This window comes from Streptacidiphilus melanogenes, assembly GCF_000787835.1.
Lineage (GTDB): Bacteria > Actinomycetota > Actinomycetes > Streptomycetales > Streptomycetaceae > Streptacidiphilus > Streptacidiphilus melanogenes.
Genome location: NZ_BBPP01000035.1, coordinates 3,673 through 21,319, shown reverse-complemented (window position 1 = coordinate 21,319; position 17,647 = coordinate 3,673). Strand labels below are relative to the sequence as shown.

The following is a 17,647-nucleotide window of genomic DNA, read 5'->3' as shown; positions in this document are numbered from 1 at the left end:
CTCCCGGCATGCGAATCAGGATCATCGACGCGTTCACCGACGCCCCCTTCGCGGGCAACCCCGCCGCCGTCTGCCTGCTGCCGCAGGGGCCGTGGCCGGACGAGGGCTGGATGGCGCGGCTGGGCACGGAGATGAACCTGTCGGAGACCGCGTTCGTGCGCCCCGTCGAGGCGGGCCGGTGGGCGATCCGCTGGTTCACGCCCGCCGTCGAGGTGGACCTGTGCGGGCACGCGACGCTGGCGGCCGCCCACGCGCTGGCCGCCGACGGCCTGGTCGCGGTCGGCGGGGAGGCGGTGTTCGACTCCCACAGCGGGCCGCTGCGCGCGCGGATCGCCGCGGACGGCGGCATCACCCTCGACTTCCCCGCGAACCCGCCCAAGCCGGGCCGCGCTCCCCAGGCGCTCGCGGAGGCGCTCGGCTCGGACGCGTGGATCGGCGTGTGGGAGACCGGCGCGCTCGGCGACCTGATGCTCGAGTTCATCGACGAGGCCTCGGTGCGCGCACTGCGCCCCGACCACACCCGCCTGGCGGCGCTGGTCGACGTCGGCATCCCGCGCGGCGTCATCGTCACCGCCCGCGCCGACGATCCGGAGGCGAGCGGCTACGACTTCGTCTCACGCTGGTTCGGCACCGGCGTCGACGTCGGCGAGGACCCGGTGACGGGCAGCGCGCACACCGCGCTCACGCCCCTGTGGGCCGCACACCTGAACCGCGACACCCTCGTCGGCCGTCAGGTGTCCCGACGCGGCGGGACGATCAGGCTGCACCTGGAGGGCGACCGGGTGCTGCTCACCGGCAGGGCGGTCACCGTGCTCGACGGCACGCTGAGCGAGGCCGCCCGGCCCTGACGCGCGCCGAGCCGGGTCACGTCGGCAGCCAGCTGACGTGACCCGCCAGCAGCACGAAGCCCACGAAGGCGACCGTGTCGATCAGCGTGTGCGCGATCGCCAGCGGCGCGACCCGACCCCAGCGCCGGTACAGGTAGCAGAAGATGACGCCCATCACCACGTTGCCGACGAAGCCGCCGACGCCCTGGTAGAGGTGGTAGGAACCGCGCAGCAGCGCGCTGGCCGCGACCATGGCCGGCCAGGACCAGCCCAGCTGGTTCAGCCGGCGCAGCATGTAGCCGACCACGATGACCTCCTCGACCACGGCGTTCTGCGCGGCGGAGAGGATCAGCACGGGGATGCGCCACCAGACGTCCGGCAGGCCGCTCGGCACGACGGTGAGGTTCGCGCCGGAGGCGCGCGCCCCCAGGTACAGGGCCAGACCGGAGCCGCCGATGACGGCGGCCACGACCGCGCCCTTGCCGAGGTCGCGCCACTTCTGCGAGAGGTCGAAGCCGAAGGCGCGCAGGGACGAGCCCTCTCGCAGCAGCAGGTAGGCGACGAGGAAGACCGGCACCAGCGCGGTCGCGATGTCGAACAGGTGCCAGGTGAGGTCCAGCCAGGGACGGCCGGGCGTGATCGAGCCGTTCAGGGTCGCCTGCTGCGACTCGAGCGACTTGTGCGCGGTCAGGGAGCCGACGAAGCTGATCACCGCGGAGACGCCGCTCGCGCCGAGCGAGAGGCCGAGGACGATCAACAGCTCCTGACCGAGCAGGCGGCGGGTCAGGCGGACCGGCTGCGGGAGGGTGGGGAGCGTCTCGGTGCTGCTCACGGGATGACTCCGACGACGGTGGTGGCGATGATCGGGTGGGTTGGCCCGATCATCGCACAGCGGGCTGTGTCAGCCGCCGCCTCTCACCATCGCCTCACCTGCCGCACTCACCCCGCCCGTCTCCCGTCGGGCCGCCTCACCGCAGCGGCCAGGTGTGCACCGGCTCGCCCGCCCGCGACAGCTCCATGTAGCGGCGCGTCATCGCCTGCAGCGCGGGGCCGCGGTCGAGGCCGTGCCGTGCCATCTGGTCATGGAAGACCGCGCTCTGCCATGCCGCACCGTTGATCCCGGTGCGGCACCGGCCCTCGATGATCCCGAGGTACCGGTCCCGGTCGACCGCGTCGACACCCCAGGCGTCAAGGCCCTGATAAGCCATCGGCAAGAGCTCCCGCTGCACCAGCTCCCGCGCCGGGACCCGCACCACGCCCCCGCCCCGGCGTCCACCGCCACGCGGCCACCACAGCTCGGCGTCGATGCCGTGCCGGGCCCCGGCGTGGAAGTTCTCGGTGGCCAGTTCGAACGACATCCGCTGCCAGACCGGACGCGGCTGGTCGGCGAGGGTGCGCACCAGCCCGTAGTAGAAGGCGGCGTTGGCGAGGGTGTCCACCACGGTCGGACCGGCCGGCAGGGCCCGGTTCTCCACGCGCAGGTGCGGGACGCCGTCGGCGACGTCGTACACGGGACGGTTCCAGCGGTAGATCGTCCCGTTGTGCAGCCGCAGCTCACGCAAGGTGGGGACGCCTCCGGCAGCGAGCGTCTTGAGCGGGTCCTCCTCGTCGCAGATCGGCAGCAGCGATGGGAAGTAGCGCAGGTTCTCCTCGAAGAGATCGGTGACCGAGTCGATCCAGCGCTCGCCGAACCAGGTGATCGGCCGCACGCCCTGCGCCTTGAGCTCCGCGGGACGGGTGTCGCAGGCCTGCTCGAACAGGACCGGGCGGGTCTCCCGCCACAGCTCCCGCCCGAACAGGAACGGCGCGTTCGCCCCCAGCGCGAGCTGCACGCCGGTCAGCGCCTGCGCCGCGTTCCACAGCTTGGCGAAGCGCCGCGGCGTCACCTGCAGGTGCAGCTGGAGCGAGGTGCAGGCGGCCTCGGCGACGATGGAGACCGCGTCGACCCGCAGCCGTTCGACCCCGTCGATGTCGAGGTTGATGTCCTCCCCGCGCGCGGCCAGGATGCGGTCGTTCAGCAGCCGGTAGCGGTCACCTGCGGAGATGTTGTCCAGGACGGCGTGGTCGACGGTCAGCGTCGGCAGGATGCCGACCGTGACGATCCGCGCCCCGGCGCGCTGGGCACGCCGGTCTGCGTAGGCGAGGCCGACCGCGAGCTCCTCGCGCAGCTCCTCGAAGACGCGCCCGCCGAGCCGGTGCGGGGCGATGTTGACCTCGATGTTGAACCGACCGAGCTCGGTCTGGAAGTCCCCACTCGCGATCTCCTCCAGGACGGCCTCGTTGCGCATGGCAGGCAGCCCCGCCTCGTCGGCGAGGTTGATCTCGATCTCCAGGCCCATCATCGCCCGGGGTCGGTCGAAGCGCTCCTCGGCGAGGAGTCTCTCCAACGCGTCCACGCACTGGCGCAGTTTGTGCCGGTAGAGCTGACGGTCTGCCAGGTCTGAGCCGGCGACGACCACCTTCTCCCCCATGGGCGCCCATCCCTCCCTCGATCGGCGGTATCGGGGAGCATGCCCCGAAGGGGTGATCGACACTCCGACCACATGCGCGAAAAGGCATGTGCCAAAACGGCGCCTGGTATACGAACTGCCCGAAATCTCCCTTGCGGGCGTGCACGCAGCGTAGTAGAAGAGTCACGCCGTGCACCCGTTCATATAGAATCGCGAGATACAGGTACGCATGGCCCGATGCCGCCGGGACGCCCGGCCCCAGAGGCCTGCCCTGCCTCACGATCTGCTGTCACCCGCACCGCGCGGGCCCTCAGCCTGCGCGCTGCGTCTCGCTCCGCACGCTCATTCCCCGTCCCGCCTGTCTCTGCTGCCACGAGAGGCGAACCGACATGTCCCTGCAGCTACCCCAGCCGCCCGCCGCCGCCCTGCGCGCCGTTCTCGACGCCTTGGACGACCCGGACGCCCCCGGCGCTCTGCCCGTCCGCTCCTCGGCGATGCGACGCTGCATCGGACCGCTCACCCCCGCCCTGCCGCTCCCGCTCCATCTTCTCGACCCGATGTCGGCTCCGGCTCGGGGCGACGCCGTGGCACAGTTGACCGGCGCTCGACGCACCGGCTGGCGCTTCCTGATCCAGGACGGCGAGGAGGTCGTCGCCGCCGCGGTCACCGTCGAACGCGGCCCCGACGAGCTGGGCGCGGGCGAGCCGCACGTCTTCTCGCACTTCGCCGAGGGCCCCTACCCGGCGGCGACGCTCCGTGCCCTGCAGCAGGCCCGCCTGCACACGGCCGGCACCCCCACCACCTACATGCCGCGCCTGCTGTCCGTGCCGGCCCACTACATGACCGCGTTGTGGCTGCACCCCGTGCTGACCGCCACGCCGACGCCGGACCTGCTGATCCCCTTGGTCCCGGCTCCGCTCGGGGTGACCGCCCACATCCCCCACCACGCGGAGGAACTGCTGGCGCTGCTCGCGCTCACCGGCGGCGAGCCGGGCGAGCCCAAGACGAAGGCCGGGGGCGGCTCCGGCGCGGCAGCACTGCTCACCAGCACACGCTGACCCCGCGGCACCACCTGGCACCACCCGTTGTGACCACTTGGCACATGGTCACAACGGGTGGTTTCTGCTGTTCGGGTCCGATCGGACGTGACGCATGTCACCAAATGGCTGCGGTTCGGTCTCGGGACGCGGAGACTGTGAACCAGCGGAACAAGCCCAACGTCCTACCCGGCGAGAAGGCACTTCACACCTCCGCGCCCGCAACCGCGGCTCTGGTTTCCGAAACGAGGGTACGAGCTATGTGCCAGCACCGTCCTGAGTGCCCGTCCGCCGACTCGCCGGACCGCGAAGCGGCCGTGATCGTCGCGAGCCACCCGGAGCAGGGGTGGAACCTGTTGTGCAACGGCGTCCTCGTCTTCGAGGACACCGGCGAGATCCTCCCCGACGGCCGCGCGGTTGCCCCGAGGCGTGCCCTGGCCGGGGCCGCGTAGTTCCGCACAGGGGCTCGTTGCAACACCAAGGGGCGCGGGGAACTGCGTGAGCAACCCACCCTGAGCGGTTGGCCCTGTTCCATCGGGACCGTCTGCTTATTGGTGGCTTGTCGCGCAGTTCCGCGCGCCCCTACTTGGGCGCTACGCGCCCTCAGCCCTCGTAGTCGTCCAGCGGCGGGCAGCTGCAGACGAGGTTGCGGTCACCGAACGCGCCGTCGATGCGGCGGACCGGGGGCCAGTACTTCGTCGTCGGGTTCACGCCCGCCGGGAAGACCGCCTCGGCGCGGGTGTAGGCGTGGTCCCACTCGCCCGCCAGCGCGGAAGCCGTGTGCGGGGCGTTGTGCAGCGGGTTGTCCTCCGCCGGCCACTCTCCGGAGCCAACCTTGTCAATTTCCGCACGGATAGCAATCATCGCCGTGCAGAAGCGATCGATTTCGGTCAGATCTTCGCTCTCAGTGGGCTCGATCATCAGCGTGCCGGCCACCGGGAACGACATCGTCGGGGCGTGGAAGCCGTAGTCGATCAGGCGCTTGGCCACGTCGTCCACGGAGACGCCCGCCGACTTCGCCAGCGGCCGCAGATCGATGATGCACTCGTGCGCGACGAGGCCGCCGGGGCCGGTGAACAGCACCGGGTAGTAGGGGGCCAGGCGCTTCGCGATGTAGTTCGCGTTCAGCACCGCCACCTGCGTGGCGCGCTTGAGGCCCTCGCCGCCCATCAGGCGGACGTACGACCAGGAGATCGGCAGGATCGCGGCCGAGCCCCACGGCGCGGCGGAGATCGGGCCGACGCCCGTCTCAGGGCCGGCCGTCGGCTGCAGCGGGTGGTTCGGCAGGAACGGCGCGAGGTGCGCACGGACCGCGACCGGGCCGACGCCGGGGCCGCCGCCGCCGTGCGGGATGCAGAAGGTCTTGTGCAGGTTCAGGTGCGAGACGTCCGCGCCGAACTTGCCCGGCTTCGCCAGGCCGACGAGTGCGTTCAGGTTGGCGCCGTCGACGTAGACCTGGCCCCCCGCATCGTGGACCGCGGCGCAGATGTCGCCGATGTTCTCCTCGTACACGCCGTGCGTGGACGGGTAAGTCACCATCAGCACGGCCAGCGAGTCGCGGTGCTGCTCGATCTTGGCGCGCAGGTCGTCGACGTCGACGTCGCCGTCCGGCAGCGTCTTGACGACGACGACGCGCATGCCCGCCATGACGGCGGAGGCGGCGTTGGTGCCGTGAGCCGAGGAGGGGATCAGGCAGACGTCGCGGCCGGTGTCGCCGTTCGACAGGTGGTAGGCGCGGACGGCCAGCAGGCCGGCCAGCTCGCCCTGGGAACCGGCGTTGGGCTGGATGGACACCTTGTCGTAGCCGGTGACCTCGGCCAGGCGGTCCTCGAGCTCGTTGATCAGCTGCAGGTAGCCCGCGGCCTGCTCGACCGGGGCGAACGGGTGCACGTTCGCGAACTCCGGCCAGGTGATCGCCTCCATCTCGGTGGTGGCGTTCAGCTTCATGGTGCAGGAGCCGAGCGGGATCATGCCGCGGTCCAGCGCGTAGTCCTTGTCGGCGAGCGAGCGCAGGTAGCGCAGCATCGCGGTCTCGGAGCGGTGCGCGTGGAAGGTCGGGTGGGTCAGGTACTCGTCGGTGCGCAGCAGCGCATCCGGCAGGGAGGCGCCCGCCTCGGCGTCCAGCGCGTCCACGTCGAGGTCGGCCGGGACGCCGAACGCGCCCCAGACGGCGGCCAGGTCGGCGCGGGTCGTGGTCTCGTCGCAGGCGATGCCGACCAGGTCGGCACCGTCCTGGCGCAGGTTGACACCAGCGGCGGCAGCAGCCGCGACGACCTCGGCGGCACGGCCCTCGACGCGGGCGGTGACGGTGTCGAAGAACGCGCCGTGCGCGACCTCGACGCCGCCGCGGCGCAAGCCCTCGGCCAGCACGGCGGCGTAGCGGTGGGTGCGCGCGGCGATCTGCGCCAGGCCGTCCGGGCCGTGGTAGACGGCGTACATGGAGGCCATGACCGCCAGCAGCACCTGGGCGGTGCAGATGTTGGAGGTGGCCTTCTCGCGGCGGATGTGCTGCTCGCGGGTCTGCAGTGCCAAGCGGTAGGCGCGGTTGCCGTCGGCGTCGACGGAGACGCCGACCAGGCGGCCGGGCAGGCTGCGCGCGTACTCGGCGCGCACGGCCATGTAGCCGGCGTGCGGGCCGCCGAAGCCCATCGGGACGCCGAAGCGCTGGGTGGTGCCGACGGCGATGTCCGCGCCGAGCTCGCCCGGGGACTTCAGCAGGGTCAGCGCCAGCAGGTCGGCGGCGACCGCGACGACCGCGCCGAGCTCCTTGGCCTGCGCGATGACCGGGGCCAGGTCGCGCACCGCGCCGGAGGCGCCCGGGTACTGCAGCAGCACGCCGAAGACGCCACGCTCGGCGATCTCGGCCGGGATGCCCTCGCTGAGGTCCGCGACGACGGTCTCCACACCAGTCGGGACGCAACGGGTCTCGATGACGGCGGTGGTCTGCGGCAGGGTGTCGGCGTCGATGACGAAGACGCCGCCCTTGACCTTGCCCATGCGGCGGGCCAGCGCCACGGCCTCGGCGGCGGCGGTGCCCTCGTCCAGGAGCGAGGCGCCGGCGGTCGGCAGGCCGGTCAGGTCGGTGACCACGGTCTGGAAGTTGATCAGGGCCTCCAGGCGGCCCTGGGAGATCTCCGGCTGGTAGGGCGTGTAGGCGGTGTACCAGGCCGGGTTCTCCAGCACGTTGCGCAGGATCACCGGCGGGGTGAAGGTGCCGTAGTAGCCCAGGCCAATCATGGAACGCAGCACCTGGTTGCGGCCGGCCAGCTCACGCAGCTCGTCCAGGACCTCGGCCTCGGAGCGGGCCCCGGGCAGGTCCAGCGCGGTCAGGCTGCGGATCGCGTCCGGGACGGCGGCCGCGGTCAGCTCGTCCAGGGAGCCGTAGCCCACCTGCGCCAGCATCTTGGCCTGCGCCTCGGCGGTCGGGCCGATGTGGCGGTTCTCGAAGGGGCTGGCATGCTCCAGCTCGAAAAGCGACGACGTCATGGGGAGTCTGGCCTCCTGGTCGGACCGGGTGAGCGCGCTGGGGCGCCCGGGCGGCCTCCCCCTCTGTCATGGAACCTGAGAGCTTCACCGATCCACTCGAGATCGGCTTTCACCGTCGGTGAGCGCCGTTCCGGGGAACCCCGTGGAGTTCCGGTGGCACGGCCCTGCTTTCCAGAGTCGACCTCGCCAGTGCGGTACTTCGGCCTGAGAGATTCCGGGGAGGAGTTGCTCCTTCGGCGCCGACGCCCTCCGGGGCGATCGGACTCTCCCGCACGTGCTCGACGGTCAATCGCCAGGGTACCAGCGCGGATCATCCGTCCGACGGGTCCGGGGCAACCCGTACGGCGCAGCGACACACCGGGAGAGTCGCAAGCGTTCGACAAAGACATCAATGTGCCTTTTCGTATGACTTGAGCACGTTCGTCTTTTGAGCAGACCCGGTGCGGTCGATGGAGGAGTGGAACACGTGCAGACCGAGATCGACCCCAGGGATCTGATCGGGCACAAGGCCGTCGACAAGAACGGCGAGAAGATCGGCACGGTGGACGAGGTCTACCTCGACGACGCCACCGGTCAGCCGGAGTGGGCCGCCGTGCGCACCGGACTCTTCGGCCGCGACGCCTTCGTGCCGCTCACGACGAGCGAGTTCATCTCGGACGAGCTACGGGTGCCGTACGAGAAGGCACTGGTCAAGGACTCGCCCGACTTCGGGGTGGGCCAGCACCTCTCCCCCGCGCAGGAGCTGCAGCTGTACCGCTACTACGGCCTCGAGGTCCCGACCGGCACCGGTCAGCACGCGGCGGAGCCGGGCGTGAAGGCCGGTGAGAAGACGGGCGGGAAGCCGGGCATGGGCACGGCGGGCTCGAACGGGGCCCCGGCCACCGTCGTCGCAAGCGCCGGTGCGGCAGGGGCTGCGGGCGGCGCGGCCGCCGGGATGGCGGCGGGACGTCATGACAAGCCGGAGCACGAGAAGCCGGTCGAGCAGACCCTGACCACGCCGACGGTCCAGCCCCTGGCCAACGGCCGCACCTCCTCCTTCATGACCGGCACGGCCCCGACGTCGCACGCCGGCTCGTCCCAGCAGCCGGGCACGGCGGGTCAGGCCGTGGCGGCGGCTCCGGCCGCGGCCGCGGTGTCCTCGCCGAGCGCGCCCACCGTCCAGACGCCCGCCGTGCAGACGCCGCCTCCCGCACCGTTCCCGGCCGGCGGCGCCGGGATGGGCGTGGGCATGGGCGCCGTGACCGGAACCTCGGCCGCCTCCGAGCCGCAGACCCAGCGCCGCCCCGATCCGCTGACCGACCCGCTGCCGGGTCTCGGTCTCCCGGCTGCCGGGGCCGCCTCTGCCGGCTCGAAGGGCCCGGTGCCGGAGCCCCTCGAGATCGTCTGCCGGGAGGAGCGCCTCGACATCACCACCGAGTGGCACGTCCTCGGCCGGGCGCGGCTGCGCAAGTACGTGACGAGCGAGCAGGTGGAGCGCCGGGTGCCGGTCGTGCGCGAGCGCATCCGCGTCGAGCGCGTGCCCGTCAGCGCGGAGGAGCGCGCGCAGCTGACCGAGGCCGAGATCGCGGAGAGCGTGGAGGAGGTGACCCTCCACGAGGAGCGGCTGGTGGTGAAGAAGACCGTCGTCCCCGTCGAGCGCATCCGGCTGGTCACCGAGCGCGTCACCGAGGAGGAGGTCGTCCGCGAACAGCTCCACCGCGAGCACATCCAGGTCCAGGACGGCAGCAAGCCGGCGGGCACGCCGGTCACCCCGGCCGGCACCGGGGCCAACGGGGGCCACTCCTCGGGATCCCAGCCGTCGCACGCGCAGCCCTCACTCGGCCAGTCGTCCGGCGGCCCCCTCCGCACGGCGACCCCGATGGGGCCGAGCCGCAACCCGGACCTCCCCGGCCACGCCCTCGGCGCCTGATCCCGGCCCGGAAGGCCAAAGCGCCACGTGCCCCCGGCCTCCGGCCTCCGGCCGGGGGCACGACGCGGGTCGTCCACCTGTTGCGGCTACACGCCGCCCAGCAGCGGCAGGGCCCCGGCCGTGCTCAGGGCCGGATCGTCGACGGCGAAGGTCCGCACGCGGCCGATCGGCGAGTTCGGGGTCTCGAAGCGGACGGTGACCCGGCCCACGCCGCTGCCCTGCACCCAGCCGTGCCCGAACTCCGTGTGCTCCACGTCCTGTCCCGGCGCCCAGCGCCGGGCCTTCGGCTCCCCGCCCGGGTGGAAGGCACGCGGACCGGCCGGGCCTCCGTACGCCGCGTCCTCCCGCGCCTCCTCCTCGCCCGCAGCCTCGCCTGCGGCCTCGTCCGCCGCGTCCTCCTCCAGGCCCTCCCGCAGCGCCTGGGCGAAGAGGTCCTCCTGCGTCCAGTCGGCGAGCCCCGTCACGCCGACGCCGAGCAGCCGGATGCCGCCCAGCAGCTCCACCGAGTCCAGCAGGCGACGGGCCATCTGCGCGATGACCAGCGAGTCGTCCGTCGGCGCGGGCAGCGTCTCGCTCCGGGTCAGCGTGCTGAAGTCGAAGCGGCGGATCTTGACGACGACCGTCCGGCCCGACCGCCCGGCGGCCCGCAGCCGGCGCACGCAGCGGTCGGCCAGCCGCTCCAACTCGGTGACGATGTGGTCGCGGTCGAGCAGGTCCACCTCGAAGGTGTCCTCGACGGAGACCGACTTGGCGTCCCGCTCCGCCACCACGGGGCGGTCGTCGAGCCCGAGCGCCAGCGCGTGGACGCCCGCGCCGTGCGCGCGGCCGAGCAGGTGCACCAGCTCCTCCTGTGGGAGAGCAGCCACCTCCCGGATCTGCGTCAGACCCGCGCGCCGCAGCGTCTCCTCCGTGGCCGGGCCGACCCCCGGCAGCGCGCGGACGGAGAGCGTGTCCAGCACCTCCCGCTCCCGCCCGGCCTCGATCAGCACCAGACCGTCGGGTTTGGCCTGCTCGGAGGCGATCTTGGCGAGGAACTTCGTCGTCGACAGGCCCACCGAGGCGGTGAGGCCCACCTTGGTGCGGATGTCCTCCCGCAGGTCCTCCGCCACCGCACGGGCCAGCTCCGCACCCTCCGTCGCCAGCGCCTCCCCGTACGGGCCCGCCGCGAGGTCGACGAAGGCCTCGTCCAGGCTCAGCGGCTCGACCAGCGGGGACAGCTCCCGCAGCAGCGCCATCACCTCGTCGCTGACCTGCCGGTACAGCTCGAAGCGCGGGATCAGGTAGGCGGCGTTGGGCGCCAGTCGACGTGCCTGCGCCATCGCCATGGCCGAGTGCACCCCGAAGCGCCGCGCCTCGTAGGAGGCCGTCGAGACGACGCCCCGCGCGCCCAGGCCGCCGACGATCACCGGCTTCCCGCGCAGGCTCGGCTTGGACGCCTGCTCCACCGAGGCGAAGAAGGCGTCCATGTCGAGGTGCAGGATCGACGGCACGGGACGCATAGCCCGATCATCGCGCACAGGTACGACAACGGAGCCGCGGCGACGCCGCCGCCCGACCCTCCGTCAGTGCGCCGCGGCCTCCGCCGAGGCCAGCGAGGTCTCCTTGGGCCCGAGCAGGTGCGGATTCGGATCGAACAGCTCGTCGAGCAGCACGGCCTTGTCCATGGACGCGATCTCCCGCACCACGCCCGCCTGCCAGGTCACGTCGTGCGGCTCCTCGACGCCGATGCCGTACGCGTCGATGCCCGCCGCCTCGCACAGCGCGACCGCGCGCCGGACCGCGTAGCCCTGGTTGACCAGCAGCGCCCGGGTGACCCCGAAGATGCGGTGCGCGCGGCTGCAGGAGTCCCAGGTGTTGAACCCCGCGTAGTCCCGCACGACCCGGTCGGCCGGCACTCCGTGCTGCACGAGGTAGGCGCGCATCGCGTCGGGCTCGTCGTAGCTGACCCGGCTGTTGTCGCCGGTCACCAGCACCGCGCGGACCCGGCCCTCACGGTAGAGCGCGAGTGCGGCGTCGAGCCGGTGCGCCAGGTACGGGGACGGCCTGCCACCGTCGAGCCCCGCGCCGAAGACCATCACGACCGGCTCGGCGGGGGCGTCCGCGACGGTCCGCAGTCTCGGGCCGCCCTGCAACCAGACCACGCCCGTCGGCACCAGCACCGCCAGCGCCGCCGCGCAGAGCAGCTGGAACGCCCTGCGCCGGGTCCTGCGCTCGTGCCAGCGCACCGGGCGCAACCAGCCCCACCGGCGCAACCGTGGCAGCCCCACCCGCATACGTCCCCCACCCGCCGTCGATCGTTTCCCTCTTCGACGGAGCGGACGCGCGGCTCAGACCGCGCGGTTGCGGCGCCGGGCGAGTTCGTCGGCCGGGTCGAAGCCGAGGACGTTCTCCCCGGTGTCGGCGCGCTCGCCGTGCAGTCGGCTGAGCGAGGACTCCACCTCGCGCGCCACCGCTCCGACGGCGATGCCGAAGATCCCCTGCCCGCGCTGGAGCAGCTCGACGACCTGGTGCGCGGAACTGCACTCGTAGACCGTCGCGCCGTCGCTCATCAGCGTGATGCCGGGCAGCGCCTCCTCCGGCCGCTGGGCCAGATGGTCGACGGCCGTCCGGATGCTCTGCAACGAGACGCCCGCGTCGAGCAGCCGCTTGACCACCTTGAGCACGAGGATGTCGCGGACCGCGTAGAGCCGCTGCGTCCCGGAGCCCTGGGCCGGGCGCACGCTCGGCTCGACCAGGCCGGTGCGGGCCCAGTAGTCCAGCTGGCGATAGGTGATCCCCGCCGCCGCGCAGGCGGTCGGTCCGCGGTAGCCGATCAGCTCGGCACTGGGCAGCACGTCGTCCTGTGGTTCCGCCGGCAGCGGCACCGTCGGCATCCCCTCCCACCCGGACCGCGCCGCACGCGGCAGCGTCCGGACCGGGGTATGGATGGGGCATGAGCCGCTTGTGGCTGTTCTGTCACCCGTGCTGCTCAACACGACCCTCCGTCCTGTCGACTCCGGAACCGCCGCAGCGGGGGTGCGGGGTGGCACACCCGGGACGTTCACAGTCGAAGGTAGGCAGTAGGCAAGAGCGCGTCAACGATCGCCACGCTCGGCATGGCGGGTGACGTCAGCCTCGTGGGTGGTTTTGCGTGTCCCCGAGCCGGGTATCTCCGCTCGAATGGAGCGGCTCAAACCCTCCCCTTACTGAAGTCACTGAGAGCCGGAACTGCCGAAGTCCTCCGGGGAGATCTGGTCGAGGAACTCGCGGAACCGCTCGACCTCGTCCTCCTGCTCGTCCGGGATCGCGATGCCGGCCTCGTCGAGCACGTCCTCCGCGCCGTAGATCGGCGTACCCGTCCGCAGCGCCAGCGCTATCGCGTCCGACGGACGCGCGCTGACCTCGACGCCGCTGGCGAAGACCAGCTCCGCGTAGAACACGCCCTCCCGCAGGTCCGTGATCCGCACGGCGGTGAGGCGCTGCCCGACCGCTTCCAGCACGTTGCGGAAGAGGTCGTGCGTGAGCGGACGCACGGGTGTCATGCCCTGCTGCGCGAAGGCGATGGCGGTGGCCTCGCCGGGCCCGATCCAGATGGGCAGGTAGCGGTCCCCGCCGACCTCGCGCAGCAGCACGATCGGCTGGTTCGACGGCATCTCCACCCGGACGCCCACGACGTCTAGCTCGTTCACAATGCAACCCTAGGGCGCGCTGGGCCGATAGGCCAGTTGCTCCATGGTTCGGGGACGCAAGCGAGAAGCCGCACTTCGCTAGGGGAGCGCAACAGTCATGGCCGTGCGCGCAGGCCGACCTGGACGAGGGCGGCGTGCAGGCGCACCGAGAGGTTGGCCAGCTCGCGGGCCATCGCCGCGGCGTGCGCGCGGGTCTGCGGATTACGGTGCCGCCGCAGCGGGGCGACGACCTGCTCGACCAGGCCCACCTCGCGGTCCGCGGCGGCCTTCACCGCCCTCAGATGCCGCGGCTCCAGGCCGAAGCGGCCCAACTCCGCGATGAGGCGCGCCACTTGCAGCATCTCGCCGTCGAAGCCGCCGTCCCCCTCCGCGGCGACCAGCCCGTAGGACTCCCAGTCGGTCAGCTGCTGCTCGGTGATCCCGGCGGCGGCCAACAACTCGGCACGCCCCAGCCGGGGGCCCGAGACCGAGGGACCGGGCGTGGTCACCGTGTCCTGCGGCTCCTCCCCCGCACCGCCATGGCCGCCCTGGCCGCCGGGTCCGCCCGGGCCGGGCAACGCGGGCGGGTTCTCGCCGCGGTCGAGTGCGGCGAGGTGCTCGCGGATGACGCGCAGCGGCAGGTAGTGGTCCCGCTGCATGCGCAGCACATACGCCAGCCGCTCCACGTCCGCGGCGCTGAACTTGCGGTACCCCGAGGGCGTCCGCTGCGGCTCGACCAGCCGCTCCGCCTCCAGGAACCGGATCTTGGAGATGGTGACCTCGGGGAACTCCGCCTGCAGCTCGGTCAGAACCGCGCCGATGCTGAGCAGTTGCGGCCGCAGGGCGACCGCTCCGGCCCGACGGCCGGTGGGGACGAAGGGCGCCACCGCCCCGGGGATACCGCTGTCAGCTTGCACGACGGTTGACTCACTCCTCCCAGGGGCGGGGCACCGCGTCTCAGTACCCCGGGCGGGCGGCGAAGAAGACCAGCCGGTACTTCCCGATCTGCACCTCGTCGCCGGTGTTCAGCGGCACCTCGTCGATCTGCTCCCGGTTGACGTAGGTGCCGTTCAGGCTGCCGACGTCGGCCACGGTGAACGCACCGCCCTGGTGGCGCCGGAACTCCACGTGGCGCCGGGAGACGGTGATGTCGTCGAGGAAGATGTCGCTCTCCGGGTGGCGACCGGCCGTGGTCAGGTCGGTGTCCAGCAGGAACCGGCTGCCCGAGTTCGGACCACGGCGCACCACCAGCAGGGCCGAGCCCGGCGGCAGCGCGTCGACGGCCGCCTGCGCCTCCGGCGAGAGGCCGGGGACCTGGGTGGCCGTCTCGGGCTCGTAAGCCTCCAGACCCGAGATCGAGATCGTGGACGTCGTCTCCGAGGGACGCTCGGCCCCGCCCGTACGAGCCCGCAGCGGGGCGCCGCAGTTGGAGCAGAAGCGGGCGGACTCGGGGTTGTTGTATCCGCATCGGGTGCACAACGACACGCCTGCGGCCTCCTGTCGCGGATCGCCTGACTGGCCTTGGGAATACGGATCGGCCGCAAACCCTCCACCTGAGCTTGAGGGTACCGGCTGGGAGGCTATAGGACCGCCACTGGGCACGCCCGCGTGTCGGCCGTCCTCGTCACGGAAGAGCGGTCGTTCACCGGCCGGCGTGTAGTTGTCGGCCTCGGGGGCACGCATGCCCGGGACACCGGCCCCGTACTCGGCGTCCGCCCGGCGGTGGCGGGCGGTGGGCGCCTCGACCGCGGCGCCCTCGCGGGACTTCCGGCCGAACAGCTTCGAGAACAGACTCACGGGCGATACCCCTTGCGTGACACGGACCCGCCCGTGGGGCGAGGTGGAGCCATCGTGGACAGGACTGGTGCGGCTGGATCTGGTCGGAACGTGAACGTCGTGAACGTCATGGATGCGTCGTGTGAGCGTAGTCGGGCGTGCTCAAAGGGATCAAGGCAGTCACGTCCAGCGACTGCGATCGCTTCACCGTCGCCGTCCCCTTGTCGCTGGCCACGGACTGCACCACACCACCCGGGATGTTGAGCGCCGTATCGAGATCCTGCGGGTTGCCGATGGCCGTGAAGACGTACGGCTCGGAGACCGTCGTGCCGCTGATCGTCACCGTCCCCCGGTTCGCATCCGAGAACCAGGTACCCGCCACCACCCGGACATTGTTGATCTGTACCGCCTCCGCCCCTGCCGCGCGCAGCTCCTCCAGCGTGTTGAGCAGCATAGCCGCCTGGACGTTCCCGCCCGGGTCCTTGATGGTCAGCGTCACCCCCGGGCCGGTCGCGGCGACCGTCCCGGCGAGCACGCCGAGCTGCTGCTCCTTCAGCTGGATCTGGGCCTGCGCCTCCTTGGCCTGGTTCGAGCTGGTCTGCAACTGGGTCAACGACTGCTGCAGCTGCGTGCGTTCCTGATCCAGGCGCTGCTGCCGGGCGTCGACCTCGTCGAGGATGCGGACCAGGTCGTCCTGGCGCGCACCGCGGATCTGGTTCTGGGTGGTGTTCGCCCGCACCTGGAAGGCGACGCCCAGACCGAGGGCGAACAGCAGCAGGGCGACCACGAGCTGGGCCCGGTTGACCCGAGGCGGCCACAGCGCGGCGGCCAGGCGCTGGCGTCCGCTGAGCGCCGGCTCCGGCTTCGCCTCGGGCGAGGGCTCGACGGACTCCTCCGACTCGTCGGAATCAGCGGACGCGTCGGCCTCGTCGGCGTGCGCGGGGGTCTCAGGCATGTCCCCGCCGACGCCCTCTCCGGCGTGCTCCGCGGCGGTCTCCGGTTCGGGCGCGCGCTCGGGCTCCCGGTCCTCCGGACCCCGGGGTGCCTCGTCGCTGCTCACCGTACTGCTCCTGCCGCTCGCGTACCTGCCTGTCGGCTTGTGCCGATCATCCTGCCATCCGTACTACCCCGGTATTCGGTCACTGCACTCCGGTTCTGTCACAGAACGTCACGGACACCACGTCCGGGCCTAGGCCCTGAACAGATGGCGTCTGATCGCGGCGGCGTTGGAGAAGATCCGGATGCCGAGGACCACGATCACGCCCGTCGACAGCTGCGAACCGACGCCGAGCTGGTCGCCCAGGAAGACGATCAGCGCCGCCACGACGACGTTGGACAGGAAGGAGACCACGAAGACCTTGTCGGAGAAGATCCCGTCCAGCATCGCGCGCACGCCCCCGAAGACCGCGTCGAGCGCGGCCACGATGGCGATGGGCAGGTACGGAACCCAGGCAGCAGGGATGTCCGGCTGCACGAACAGCCCGACGACGACTCCGAGCACCAGCCCGAGTACGGCGATCACGGTCGCTTGGTCCCTTCCGACGGAGACGGGTGAGCATTGAGCAGCGGACCGACACTCGCCGCCGGCAGCGAGAGGCCGCCCTGAGCGGAGACGCCATAACGGATCTGGTAGTTCTGCTTCAACTGACCCAGATACAGCCCGCCGTACGCGTTGTTCTGGAACGACTGCTCCAGTCCCGGCCCGCCGATGGCCTGCAGCACGTACGGCAGCGTGAGCGGGTGGTCGTTGACCAGTATCGCGTCTCCCGCCGCCCGGATCGCCGAGAGGTTGGTCAGGCGCTGGCCGTTGATCGCGATCGCCTCGGCGCCGGACTGCCACAGCGCGTTGACCACGAGCTGCAGGTCACTGTCGCGCACCCGCCCGGTGTTCGAGAACCCGGCCCCGGCCCGCGGGCTCGCGTTGTTCAGATCCGTGCCGGCCGAGGCAGCGTCGTCGACCGACACCTGGATCCCGGGCCCCGACACGGGCGTCGTCCCCACGACGAGCTCCAGCTCGTCGAGCTGCGCCGTGTCCGGCGCGCTGACCGCGTTCCTCCTGGCCTGGTCCAGCTGCGACTCCAGCTGGCCGACCTGCTGCTGGACCCCGTCCGCCGTCGTGGTGGTCTGGTTGATCCGGTCGATCAACTCCTGCCGCTGCTTCGCGGCGACCGGAGCGTTCTGCTGGACCTGGCTGACGCCCATGGACAGGATCGTCGCCACCAGGGCGATCCCCAGCCCGAGGACCAGCTTGCCGCGCAACGTCGTCGGAAGACGGCTGCTCCCGTAGCGGCCGGTTCGCCGCGCCTCGTCGGCATAGCCGTCGTCGAGGCTGTGCTCCACCACGTTCGTGAGCAGCGACATCGACGCGTCGGGCCGCGAGTAGCGCGCGTCTGCGCGCTCATCGGGGCGGGGGGCGGTCGTCGACATGGGGGATATCGTCCCACGTTGCGCACGGTGCTCCGGCTTTGGCCCCCCACAGGTCGCCACGACGGCCGCCGTAGTCAGGGGCGTGGGC

Annotated in this window: 16 protein-coding genes and 2 riboswitches; of the genes, 4 read left to right on the top strand and 12 right to left on the bottom strand. The window is 71.8% G+C overall.

The features are described from left to right. Window positions 1–8 precede the first annotated feature (8 nt). Window positions 9–848, top strand: a complete 840-nt coding sequence (locus tag TR49_RS28940; protein ID WP_042386894.1) for a PhzF family phenazine biosynthesis protein — start codon at window positions 9–11, stop codon at window positions 846–848. Window positions 849–864: 16 nt separating this feature from the next. Here TR49_RS28940 and TR49_RS28935 read toward each other — a convergent pair whose 3' ends face one another. Both TR49_RS28935 and TR49_RS28930 read right to left on the bottom strand, forming a co-directional pair. Further along, entirely contained in the window at window positions 865–1,659 is a 795-nt protein-coding gene (locus TR49_RS28935; protein WP_042386891.1) for a CPBP family intramembrane glutamic endopeptidase, read from the bottom strand. Between the two features lie 136 nt (window positions 1,660–1,795). Next, entirely contained in the window at window positions 1,796–3,298 is a 1,503-nt protein-coding gene (locus TR49_RS28930; protein ID WP_042386889.1) for a glutamate-cysteine ligase family protein, read from the bottom strand. Window positions 3,299–3,666: 368 nt separating this feature from the next. On the opposite strand from TR49_RS28930, the gene TR49_RS28925 reads away from it, so the two are divergent. Next, entirely contained in the window at window positions 3,667–4,335 is a 669-nt protein-coding gene (locus TR49_RS28925) for a hypothetical protein (RefSeq protein WP_052434732.1), read from the top strand. Window positions 4,336–4,574: 239 nt separating this feature from the next. After that, on the top strand, window positions 4,575–4,766 hold the full coding sequence (locus TR49_RS28920) for a DUF5999 family protein (protein WP_042386888.1): 192 nt from the start codon (window positions 4,575–4,577) through the stop codon (window positions 4,764–4,766). A 151-nt stretch (window positions 4,767–4,917) separates the two neighbouring features. Here TR49_RS28920 and gcvP read toward each other — a convergent pair whose 3' ends face one another. Beyond that, window positions 4,918–7,800, bottom strand: a complete 2,883-nt coding sequence (gene gcvP / locus TR49_RS28915; protein WP_042386886.1) for an aminomethyl-transferring glycine dehydrogenase — start codon at window positions 7,798–7,800, stop codon at window positions 4,918–4,920. Between the two features lie 53 nt (window positions 7,801–7,853). Further along, window positions 7,854–7,981: riboswitch (glycine riboswitch) on the bottom strand. Window position 7,982: 1 nt separating this feature from the next. Continuing rightward, a riboswitch (glycine riboswitch) is annotated at window positions 7,983–8,081 on the bottom strand. A gap of 185 nt (window positions 8,082–8,266) precedes the next feature. Between gcvP and TR49_RS41810 the strand changes: the two genes are divergently transcribed. Further along, complete coding sequence (locus tag TR49_RS41810) at window positions 8,267–9,709, top strand: PRC and DUF2382 domain-containing protein (protein ID WP_084725566.1); 1,443 nt, start codon at window positions 8,267–8,269, stop codon at window positions 9,707–9,709. Window positions 9,710–9,795: 86 nt separating this feature from the next. Here TR49_RS41810 and TR49_RS28905 read toward each other — a convergent pair whose 3' ends face one another. From TR49_RS28905 to TR49_RS28865, 9 genes are all read right to left on the bottom strand, one after another. After that, window positions 9,796–11,208 (bottom strand): DNA polymerase IV, encoded by a 1,413-nt coding sequence (locus tag TR49_RS28905; RefSeq protein ID WP_042386884.1) that lies wholly within the window; start codon window positions 11,206–11,208, stop codon window positions 9,796–9,798. A gap of 63 nt (window positions 11,209–11,271) precedes the next feature. Continuing rightward, window positions 11,272–11,982 carry a SanA/YdcF family protein gene (locus TR49_RS28900; protein ID WP_042386881.1) on the bottom strand — a complete coding sequence of 237 codons (711 nt, stop codon included), beginning with the start codon at window positions 11,980–11,982 and terminating at the stop codon, window positions 11,272–11,274. 54 nt (window positions 11,983–12,036) lie between these two features. Continuing rightward, window positions 12,037–12,681 (bottom strand): MerR family transcriptional regulator, encoded by a 645-nt coding sequence (locus TR49_RS28895; RefSeq protein WP_084725565.1) that lies wholly within the window; start codon window positions 12,679–12,681, stop codon window positions 12,037–12,039. 219 nt (window positions 12,682–12,900) lie between these two features. Then, window positions 12,901–13,377, bottom strand: a complete 477-nt coding sequence (locus TR49_RS28890) for a bifunctional nuclease family protein (RefSeq protein WP_042371098.1) — start codon at window positions 13,375–13,377, stop codon at window positions 12,901–12,903. A gap of 95 nt (window positions 13,378–13,472) precedes the next feature. Beyond that, the gene (ftsR, locus tag TR49_RS28885) at window positions 13,473–14,243 is read right to left on the bottom strand and encodes a transcriptional regulator FtsR (protein ID WP_063770198.1); all 771 of its coding nucleotides are present in this window, start codon (window positions 14,241–14,243) and stop codon (window positions 13,473–13,475) included. Window positions 14,244–14,313: 70 nt separating this feature from the next. Beyond that, on the bottom strand, window positions 14,314–15,153 hold the full coding sequence (locus tag TR49_RS41805) for a zinc-ribbon and FHA domain-containing protein (protein ID WP_084725564.1): 840 nt from the start codon (window positions 15,151–15,153) through the stop codon (window positions 14,314–14,316). A 106-nt stretch (window positions 15,154–15,259) separates the two neighbouring features. After that, window positions 15,260–16,192, bottom strand: coding sequence for a DUF881 domain-containing protein (locus TR49_RS28875; RefSeq protein ID WP_042386877.1), 933 nt, complete (start codon window positions 16,190–16,192; stop codon window positions 15,260–15,262). 129 nt (window positions 16,193–16,321) lie between these two features. Further along, on the bottom strand, window positions 16,322–16,654 hold the full coding sequence (locus TR49_RS28870) for a small basic family protein (protein WP_042371085.1): 333 nt from the start codon (window positions 16,652–16,654) through the stop codon (window positions 16,322–16,324). Continuing rightward, complete coding sequence (locus TR49_RS28865) at window positions 16,651–17,559, bottom strand: DUF881 domain-containing protein (protein WP_042386875.1); 909 nt, start codon at window positions 17,557–17,559, stop codon at window positions 16,651–16,653. The genes TR49_RS28870 and TR49_RS28865 overlap by 4 nt, the downstream gene beginning before the upstream one ends. Window positions 17,560–17,647 lie beyond the last annotated feature (88 nt).